The organism is Aeromonas sp. 9A (assembly GCF_963900955.1).
Lineage (GTDB): Bacteria > Pseudomonadota > Gammaproteobacteria > Enterobacterales > Aeromonadaceae > Aeromonas > Aeromonas salmonicida.
On record NZ_CAWRFG010000008.1, the window covers coordinates 1 to 10114 of the forward strand.

Sequence of the window (10114 nt, forward strand, 5' to 3'; positions counted from 1 at the left end):
TGCTCCAACACCAGTCGAACCGCCTCTGCCCGAAACTCTGGTGAATAGTGTTCTCTCGATTTCATTCAATACCCCCGATTGTCTCATCGTAACAATCGGGACTGTCTGTGAAAATCAGGATACCTCAATCGGCAGGTTAGTCAGATTGGATACATGGGGATACCCCCCGACGGAGGCTTATTTGCAAGCAAGGGGGACGCCGTGGCATCCCCCCCTTTTTATTGCACAAGTACAACTCATACGCGGCGACGCAACCAAGCCAAGGGAACCAACAACAGCCCCGCCAGACCGAAGGCACCACCGCCGCCGCCACCGTTACCACCACTCGAGGCTGCTGCCGGTTGCGGTGCCGGCTGGGAGATTGGTTGCTCCGGTTGAGGTACGGGCTCGACGCTGGGCGGCTGCACCGGTTGAGAGGGGGTAACGGGCTCTGCCTTGAGCGTCGTACCAATCAGGTAGGCTTCCAGTGGGGTGGTGACGCCAGCTATGGTGCTGTTAAGAGTCAGCTTCTCACTTCTGACGGTACCTACGGTATATTTCCCATCAAAGCGGACCCGGATGGTGCATTCAGCACCGGCAGCCAAGTTGCCTGGGCACTGGTTATCCAATCCCGGCGCTGTAGCGTTCACGTCACTCAGCACTGCCATGTTGCCGGAGCGGTTAACCACCTTGAAGTCGCGCCAGCCATATGAGTTGTCGGGAACCTTGATGCCGAGCAGCGAAGTGATGCTCACCTCTTTCTGCTGTTTTTGAAGCCACTCATTCACCATAAAGGTACTGGTGAAGGCAAGTTGTTGATGCTCGACATTTTTATTACAGGTCTTTTCACGATTGCTGGCGATCCCGACTAACCACTGACCTTCCAAGGAGGCATCGGAAGCAAGACCACGCAAGATTGGGCCACCTTCATCCCCATCGCCAAAACAAGAATATGGATTTACAGATAATAATATGGTGCTATTGGTAGCATCATCGAGACTCTCCGCTTGCTCTTTATATCCGCTGTCATCGTTAAGTCGACTGAAAGGTATACGTGGAAAACCAGCGTCTACTCTTGGCATTGGGCCATAGCTAAAAAAATCGAAGGTATTAAGGCCGCTATGCCAATTCCATGGGGCGACTGTATCCATAGCTATTGGTTGCTGGCTGGCTGGGCTGGCCAGATGGAGCAAAGCGACATCATTGGAAAACAAGTTAATCTTGCTACCCAATGTATCGATACGATGCTCCAGATAGTCTGGGTGCAGCAACACCTGATCGACGGCGACCGGCGTGTGAGGCAGGGTCAAGTTATCGACGCCTATAGCCACTTTCACCGATTGGAACAGTCGGTTATCGAAGCAATGAGCTGCAGTGATGACCCACTCCTTATCAATTAAGGCACCACTACAGTAGTAGTTATTTTCTCCCTCTTGGCTCATTTCACCTATCGCGGCCATCCAGTCTTTATGATCAGACGGAACTCTAATAGCAAAGGCCGGACTGGAAAGCCCCGACAAGAGGACAAGCACCACTGTGCTACATTTAATAAATGACACGCAAACTCCTAACTACACATAAAACTAAAGAATAAAAAAATCATTTAATAAAATCATTCTTATTTGGCTAAACTCCGCGTGAACCTGAAACCTCACACGCAGGCTTTATTCCTGTCACTCTCATGCATGATAAAGTCCAAAGGCATGCATTGCTATAACCAAAACAACGCAAATTCTTATTAAAAACCACCTTATGCCTTTATGAGAAAATGTCGACCGCGATAATCATCGTGGCCGACATGGGATTTCCCCCAAAATATAGCACCGCAACATAACCATGAGAAAGTGAATGGCGATAAAAGCTCTTAAGCAATTAACATGAATGACATTTATTATCCAGTTTCAAGCTCTTAAAAACACCACTCAACATGCTCGATTAAAATCAACCTTATTACTCAACTCTTGTGACCTTTATCTTTGCTACCTTTTTAGTATTAAAACGCAGAGAATCCGGGTAAGCATCATCATAAGGTAACTGACCATCAGTATTTTTTATTACCCCAGAGTGAAGGGTGACGATGGATGCGCTATCATTGCGCTCGGGATTAAACCCCTCCCCTCCCAAACCCGGTACCGTCTCTTTATTTTCTGCGTTTAGCTCAGTACCGGCATCATACGGTGAACTATATACCGTCATGGATTGACCGACCACCAAGCTTCCTAATGCCAGGCTGTCAACACCGGTAAAACCATCATTGGTTTTTGCCAGCATTTGAGCTGTACTCAAATAAACGCTCTTGGGGTCTTTGATAATTGCCTCAATTTTAAACTGAGTGGTTTCACCAGGAGAAACAGCATCAAACGTCTGAGATGCGCCACCTGAGAACGAAGTTTCAACTAATGGATTGGGATCACCACCTTCGGCCAACCGCTCCAGAGGAACCGAGGCACTCTGGCCCAATTTCCATAAATGAAAACCACCATCTTGATTGATAGCTGCCGCACCATGAGAAAGCGGTTGCCCCGGAGTCAGATTGGTAATTTCAACACTGTAGACAACCTTAGCCTCGATGGCATTGGGCGTATCTGAACCATTGCAAGCGGACAGCAACAGCGGTGCAATTGCGAGCCCTATATATCCCATTGCTCTCATGCCAACTCCTTATTCACTGACAGTGATGGTTATCAGACCGACCTGACCGTCATTGAAACGTTGCTTGGCGATGTCAAGATCACTGGCAGAGTTGGCTCCGGGTGACACACTGCCCAGCACGCCACGATGAGGATGAACAAAACCTTCGGCTTGAGTCGGTAGCACATCAGGATGCCCCGTCGCGGCTTGGGCAGGCATTCCGATGCGACTCAAGCCAGGAACCTGACCGGTGAACCGCTCATTGTTGCCTTCGGTGCCATCATCCCAGGGTTCAAGCGGCAGCATATATACCCCATTTTCTCTCGGCACCGTCCACCCTTCTAATGTCGCAAATCCGTCATTGGTAATACCTAACATAGCTGCATAGGAGAGAGTATCCCCTACATTAACATTAGAAATTGTATACAGAGCAGAAGTCTGACCGATTGACACTGGATCTATTTCCTTCGCATTGGCCACGTTGGAGTAATAGTTTATTAATGGTTCCGCATTACCGTATTGCGACAGATCTGCCAAGCCTCGTCCCAAATCGGGTTTCCCCGGAATAAATAATGGGTCAACATCGCTATTACTGGAATCATATGCAACCAGAATACCGTGACTAAACGGTTGGCCCTCCGTTAGATTACTAACCTGAACATTAATCGTTTTTGCCATTGCACTGGAAGATACTAACACCAAAAGCGCAGTCATCTTAGATAAGTATGAAAGGTTCATTTTTTTCTCCATTATATTGCTCAACAACTTTAAAAGTAAAGTCATCTAACTCGTAAAAGGCCATCACAATCAAAAAATAATATAAGATCATGACAGCCATAATATCTAACGGCATGAAACAATAGAAACCGTAGCTTGTTGGCCATTAATAACAGAAGGCAATATATCCGACCTTAAACCAACTTAAAACTTGTATTTGATCCCGGCGAGAACACTATCCAAGTGGTAGTCCCCTTTTTCAAATGAGTGCATATACGCCAGATTAGCCTGCCAGTGTGAAGTAAAATTATAGCCTATACCGACTCCAGCAGTGGGGGTCCATAGTTTATTACGCTCGTCACTTGGCAAATCATGCGTATCAAACGCTTCACCGATAGCATCAGACAATTTATGTGTCTCTGTCTTATAAGATACGCCCGCTTTGGCAAAAACGTCGATGTATGAGGTCAATTGGTATGTCAACACTCCCAGAGCATCTATATTATAATATCGCGTTTTCACTTCTGCGGAGCTTCCATTTCCGGAATATGTCAAATCATTACCACCAAAATAAATTGCGCTAATTTCTGGCGAGATTGTCCATTGCTCGGCGATAGGAAGGTCGTAACCAAGACTGATAGAAATAGCTTTGTTTTGATTGGGGTTTTCACTACCAAACAGTTCTTTGAACGCAGCTTTTTCGTCACCACTATAGGTCACTTTACCATAGCCAAAACCAGCACCGATATACAAACCACTGTGCGGTGCCGCTTGCACCGGAACAACAAAAACCACACCCGACGCAAGAATAACAGAGCTAATCAAAAATTTTTTCACTTAATCACCCTTAATACCAATTGGACGTAAAATGTTAAATATTCCAAGATAATAATCACTGACTATATAACTTCGCACCTCCATGAAACATCAAGAATAAAAGTTTGAGGCTAAGCCCCATATAAACAACAACTTACTAACAATGCAATATAACAAATCACCTTGATACAAAACTATTTGTCATTCCATTGGTATATATGGCCAGCACACTATTCATGGCTAAAGACACTCCATCAATCTTGCGCGCACCACCAAAGTTTGCAATCAATCTCATTCCGTTAGAAAACGTGGTTTCCTGCACATAACCTTTAGGCTCTAACCATCTGAACCCTGTAATCTCTTGATTGTAAAGAGTTTCATGCAGAGGGCGAAAAAAATTATCCAACTGAACAAGGTATGGAATTCTTTCTTTAGCACTATCAAGGCTGATATTAAGCAGCGGAGGCATATTATACAGCTGCTGTAATAACTCAGAGACTTGACGCACCTCCTTGAATTTTAAGCTATCCGCCATCCAGTGATAGCTGGTAACTATACTGTCATGAAATGCGGCCTGATAAAGTGGCAGCCGGATTGACGGATCATAATACAATGCTTGAAAACGTGGTTTTAGCTTACTCTGTTTAAAGAAAAATGCTGGCTGATATCCAGGGTACCAGGCACCCAAAAAATAGGGTGATGAGCGATTTTCACGCATGTCGTCATCATCCCAACCGAAGAAGCCACCAGGCTGAGTACCATGAGCAAATGCTGCGGTACGGTTGACCACGGCGCCGCCTTGTTCTGATCCTAACAATACCCCCTGGCTTTTTGATATCCAAGCCATCCCAGCCATGCGATTCTCTGCATCTTTTTCCTGGCTGGTTAATTTAGTCGGATCAAAATCATCGAAAACCATGCCTGTCGCGTCAACATCAAGAAACCAGCTATTATAGTGATTCTTTTTCTGTAACCACTTTATTCGCTTTTCCATAATAGGTCGCACGCATGTTGGATTGGTATAAACCCCATGCCCCTGAAACCCTTTAACTCGCTCACCAGATTCCAACATCACACCACATTTTTGATAGATGTCATTGCCCATCTGGGCGGTCAGCCACTCCCCTTGCTGGTTGCCTTCAGGCAACGCTGTATCATAAGAGTCGTAAGGGGCAATCAAATAACCCGCCTTTCTTGCTGAAATAACGCCTTCAGGTGATGCAAACCCCTCGCTCCATTGGGGAAGCCCCAACCAAAGTCTCGGTAACCCCGCTTTTTTCAGCGCAGCTATCATCTTCGTTGAGCCACTATCCCCCCAGCTTGCTGGTTCATTCAGCGCGGCTCCAACGTGCTTTGTCGCGATGAGCTTTCGAGCGCTGAAATCGGCGGGGTTCTGACCTGGATGAAGGACAAAAAGTGCCTGCTCAATCCCAGTCAATACGCTCTCCTGCGAATAACGGTTATGTGCAAGATCGGGTGCATTGAGAGCCGTTTTGCTCTCTCCCTTAAGCCAACCAACTGGCATCAGCCGACGCAACTCATCCCAGCTTTTCACATCCTGCGGAACTAATAATCGATCTCCCCATAGATAGAGATGAGACGCTCCGATCAACTTTTCTCCATCCTTTACCGATGCCAATTTCTCATCGAGAGAAACCCACTCTCCTCGCTCTTGTAACCAGCGTCTATATGCCTTTGCTGGCGCCAGCCAATTCTGTCCCGATGTCAATGAAACCTGCACCTCATAAGGCTTGGTCACATTAAGGCGATTGACCGTATGAGTAGCATTTAACCCAATCCCTTGCGGATTAAGAGCAAAGTGAAGACGATTATTAAAGGGGTTAGCAAACAGAACTGACAGTTGATGAGCGCCATAGTCAAACCCAACAACAGGAAGGGTGAGGCCCTCCGTGGTGTTAATATCTTGATATGCGTCGACCAACTCTTTTCGCCACAATTTATGGTCTGTCGGGATCCGGAATCCTTCCTGTATCGGTATCAATAGTGCTTTGGCACCGGAAGGTACACGTGGCCATACCAGCTCCCCGCTCTTATTTTTGCTTAGTGTCAAGATCAGACGATCACCGTCAAGGCGCACTGAGGTATGCACGCCGGCATCCATACCAGATAACCAACTGGCACTCTTTCCATCCTGCTGCAAGTGTGTAACCGGCTGGCTCGGACCAGGGGAAGAGATAACAAAATTATCACCAGAGGAAAGTATGGCTTCGGCAGCTAATGTGGCGGGGTCCAGCACGATGCGCCACTGCTCATTGGCAAGAGTTAATGCCTCTGCAGGCAAAACAAATAGAGAACCTAATAGCAGCAACCGGCGCATAAGGTACATAGTTGCGTCGGGACGAATCATGGTCTGCGACTCCTGATAATAAAAAAGAAGCGCTATTAAATCAGTGTGGTTGACCGTGATTGTCAGGCCAATGTCAGGATTAAGAATCGCGAGCACCCACACCAATACCCGAAAGCCCGCTGGGCTACGTCCTGTGCCAGCGGGCTGGACGCAGGCAACACTTGCAGCGCCGGGCCATTCGCTCGATCTCGGCGGGAGCGAGAAGTTGATTGAGACAGTGATTGACGTGGATAATGGTCATAGCTTCGGGCGTGGCGGTTTTGTTTGGCGATAAAACCAGGTCACAAACAAAGCATTTTTTATATCTATTTCAGTTTGTTACCGCTAAATATCCTGTTCATGAGGGCGCCCTAACGCCTATTGTCCAATCGGCCCAGCTTGAGTATGCCTGCGCTGCAACGTCAGTTCACCACGCTGATCACTCTGCACCAACGTGAGAGTTTGCCAGCCATAGAGTATGCTAGCTGGCCAGTTTATCTCGCCCTCAAGAGGCAGGCGATGCCACCAGAGCAGAGAGTAATCGGAGGGCGACAACACCGTCTGCTCGAGCCAAAGCGGATCGCACGAGGCTGGATGATCCGGCGTATTGGCCACTTTCAAAGGTGAACGGGAAAGCCACTCCAGATCCTGGAGTGCCGGGAGTGGAACCGTTGCTCGCCAGGACTTAGCCGCTACTTCCAGTCGCAGCTCATAGAGCCCGGCAGGCAGGGCAGCCTGAACAGTACTCCCCACCACCCTGACCCCCGATTTCCCCTCCAACTCCCACTGGGCACTCCCCAGCCAATTGTATCCACTTGAGTCAATCAGCTCGGCAGCGGTAATGGGTCCCTCTCCCTCCAAAATCACCCGATAGTTCCTTACCAGAGGTACATCACGCTGGATCAGTTGCAGCGTCAGCTTGCTGACCTCATCGGGCAACGTCAGTGGAAAATCCTTGCCGCAATGCAATTTGTTCAGGACCGCCTGCATCCCCTGCCAAGCACGACGTTCAGCATGGCTGCCAAGTTCAGGCCAAGCCTGAAGCAAGGATTTCCAGGCGTGCAGGTTGTCGCCCAGCAGTAACGACAAGGTGGGGGGTTGTAACGACTCATCCCCCTCTGCAGCCGTGACACGCTCGCCTGCCGTCGCGTTGCCCACAACCAAAGTGAGCAGTAGTGCCACCAAATGTACGCCGCTCACTCTGCTCCCTCCAACCGGTAGCCAATACCGCGCACCGTCTCTATGACCAACCCGGGCAGCTTCTGACGCAACTGTAGAATATGGGTATCTACGGTACGGGTGGAAGGAAACGCCTGGTAGCCCCACACCCGGTTGAGGATCTCCTCCCGACTCAGCACTCGCCCCACCATCCGCGCCAGCAGAGTGAGCAGTGCAAATTCAGTAGGAGTAAAGCTCACCATCTCCCCATGCCAACTCGCCTGCATCCTGGCAGGATAAAGCTGCAGGCCGCCGACCGTCTGGGCGCCATCACCCAGCTGACGCAGCTGAGCCCGGACCCGCGCCAGCAGTTCGTCGTGGGAGAAAGGCTTGGTCAGATAGTCACGCGCCCCCGCATCGAGACCAGCCACTCGATCGCTCACTTCCACCCGTGCGGTAAGCACGATCACCGGCAGCGCCTTGCGGGCCAGCCACTGGGGCAACCTATCGAGGCTATCTCCCTCTGGCATAGTACGGTCCAACAGCACCAGATCCGCCGCCAACCATTGCGCTTCTGCAGCCACCAAGGTTTTGCACCAGAGGCAGCGATACCCCTCGCGGCTCAGATAACGTTGCAGGTTCTCAGCCAGCGATACCTCGTCCTCGATGAGTAAGATGGTCTTCATGATTCGTGGTCGCTCCAGCGCTGACAAGGCAGCATCAGGGTAAAGGTGGTGGGAGGGCCAGAAAGGAGAAGCCGCCCGCCGAGGCGACGCAGCAGGTGGCGAACGATAGCAAGACCCAACCCCAATCCGTCGGCCCGAGCCCCCCTGCGCAGCAGGGGCGCGAGCCGGTAACTAGGCAATTCACCGCCATCACTGACCGATAGGAACAACCGTCCTGACTGCCAGCAGGCACTCACTCTGACCGGCCCAGTGCCATGCTGGCGGGCGTTACGCAATAGATTATCGAGTGCGAGATCGAGCCAATAGAAGGGAAGTGCAAGGGTGATCTCTCGCTCGAGACAAAACAGCGCACCATGTCGCTCGCAGACCATGGTAAGCCACTCGGTCAGCATAACTGGCACCCGCTCATCCTTGATGGTCTCTACAGCCAGGTAGTGACGACTGGCCTGTGCTAACTGGTGCAGGCGAGCAATGCTTCCCAGTAATTGGCCCACACTCTGTTGGGCTGAAGAAGGCAGCTGGTCGAAATCGTGGCGTAGCTCCTCGCCGATACCCGAAAGCGCCATGATCGGTGTTCGCAGCTCGTGCGTCAGCATCTGTAGTGCAACACGACGCTCCCGCTGCAAACGCCAGCGCTGCCAAATGGCCCCCCCTAAAAGCAGAAAGAACCCGAGCATACTGGTCTGTGCCAACCACTGCCAGTTAACCGCAGGCCTAACGCTGAGGCAGAGGGCTCCAAGACTCTCCTGGCATGGCGCGCCACTACCACTGTCCAGCATCATGCCCAGACGTAAGGTCAGTGGCTGCCACTGCCCATCACCATAACGATGCAATCGATCGTCGGCGAGCAACCAGAGCTGGCCTGATTGCAACAGCCAACGCTCGCCCCGCAACAGGGCCTCGAGATTATCGTTATCCAGTTCGCCGAGCAGAGCCAGATCGTCACGACGCTCACGTACATGGAGCAACCGCTCGAGCTCGGGTACAGGATGACGAGCCAACCAACGAGCAGCGCTTGACCCCCCCAGAGGATATATGGGGTGGGAGGTAAACCAGATGAACGAAGGCGCCTGCGCCTGGCCGCATAAAGCGTGTAGCAATGGTTTCCACTCGTCCGGCAACTCACTGTCCCCCGTGCACTCCTGCTCATAGCGATACATCGCCTGTAGTTGGGACAGCGGGTACTCTTGCCACGCGGGATAGAGGGAGTCGGGCTCTATCAAGCGACGATCGAGGCGCTGCACGCTGTCGAGAGATATCTCACGCTCCGGCGTTAACCTCTTCAACTCACCGGCCAAGCGATCGGCAAGCGGACCAGCCAGCGCAGGGCGAACGCTCATGCCGTAGCAGAGTAAACAACAGAGTAACAGGCTCAGGCGCATGAATTCGGCTCGGCAGGCGTTCATGTTGAGTCGACGTTATAAAAGGTTAACGCCATTTTTCAACTACTCCGGCATCCGGTCAAGAGGAGTTATGGTCATTTCTGGTGTACGGAGGGATAGAAGAGGTGGCGTATCCTGCTGATTGATTCCCGCGAAGAATCTCAATCAACAGAGGTGACACGCCATGACCAATTCTACCCTCAGAGCCCTACCACAACCAGAGGTCAAGTCAACAGACCCGCTCACCGACCTGCTGCGTGCAGGAGCTAGATGTGATCTCTCTGTAGGTTGTTCACTCGGGGCATTCCCGGAAAACTGGAGGCGCCAACCAAACCAATCATCCGAGGTGCCCCAGTGAACAACCATAAAAATGCCCGATTAACCGTCTTTGGTCGACA

8 protein-coding genes are annotated in these 10114 nt (G+C 50.6%); all 8 read right to left on the reverse strand.

Going from position 1 to position 10114, the window contains the following annotated elements; genetic code table 11:
• Window positions 1-236: 236 nt before the first annotated feature.
• Window positions 237-1538, reverse strand: coding sequence for a S1 family peptidase (locus AACX78_RS21925; RefSeq protein ID WP_159167638.1), 1302 nt, complete (start codon window positions 1536-1538; stop codon window positions 237-239).
• Window positions 1539-1929: 391 nt separating this feature from the next.
• The gene (locus AACX78_RS21930; protein WP_159167639.1) at window positions 1930-2631 is read right to left on the reverse strand and encodes a spondin domain-containing protein; all 702 of its coding nucleotides are present in this window, start codon (window positions 2629-2631) and stop codon (window positions 1930-1932) included.
• 9 nt (window positions 2632-2640) lie between these two features.
• Window positions 2641-3393, reverse strand: coding sequence for a spondin domain-containing protein (locus AACX78_RS21935; RefSeq protein WP_159167640.1), 753 nt, complete (start codon window positions 3391-3393; stop codon window positions 2641-2643).
• 138 nt (window positions 3394-3531) lie between these two features.
• Window positions 3532-4164, reverse strand: coding sequence for an outer membrane protein (locus AACX78_RS21940; RefSeq protein WP_159167641.1), 633 nt, complete (start codon window positions 4162-4164; stop codon window positions 3532-3534).
• A 157-nt stretch (window positions 4165-4321) separates the two neighbouring features.
• Window positions 4322-6511: a glycoside hydrolase gene (locus AACX78_RS21945; protein ID WP_159167642.1), complete on the reverse strand. Its 2190-nt coding sequence runs from the start codon at window positions 6509-6511 to the stop codon at window positions 4322-4324.
• 357 nt (window positions 6512-6868) lie between these two features.
• Entirely contained in the window at window positions 6869-7690 is an 822-nt protein-coding gene (locus AACX78_RS21950) for a DUF2861 family protein (protein ID WP_159167643.1), read from the reverse strand.
• Entirely contained in the window at window positions 7687-8334 is a 648-nt protein-coding gene (locus AACX78_RS21955; protein WP_060584785.1) for a response regulator transcription factor, read from the reverse strand. The genes AACX78_RS21950 and AACX78_RS21955 overlap by 4 nt, the downstream gene beginning before the upstream one ends.
• Entirely contained in the window at window positions 8331-9740 is a 1410-nt protein-coding gene (locus AACX78_RS21960; protein WP_236556393.1) for an ATP-binding protein, read from the reverse strand. Before AACX78_RS21960 ends, AACX78_RS21955 begins: the two co-directional genes overlap by 4 nt.
• Window positions 9741-10114 lie beyond the last annotated feature (374 nt).

Excerpts from the sequence above, each read along its gene's own strand:
- AACX78_RS21930 (WP_159167639.1), bottom strand. The coding sequence starts at position 2,631 with ATGAGAGCAATGGGATATATAGGGCTCGCAATTGCACCGCTGTTGCTG.
- AACX78_RS21935 (WP_159167640.1), bottom strand. The coding sequence starts at position 3,393 with ATGACTTTACTTTTAAAGTTGTTGAGCAATATAATGGAGAAAAAAATG.
- AACX78_RS21945 (WP_159167642.1), bottom strand. The coding sequence starts at position 6,511 with ATGATTCGTCCCGACGCAACTATGTACCTTATGCGCCGGTTGCTGCTA.
- AACX78_RS21955 (WP_060584785.1), bottom strand. The coding sequence starts at position 8,334 with ATGAAGACCATCTTACTCATCGAGGACGAGGTATCGCTGGCTGAGAAC.
- AACX78_RS21960 (WP_236556393.1), bottom strand. The coding sequence starts at position 9,740 with ATGAACGCCTGCCGAGCCGAATTCATGCGCCTGAGCCTGTTACTCTGT.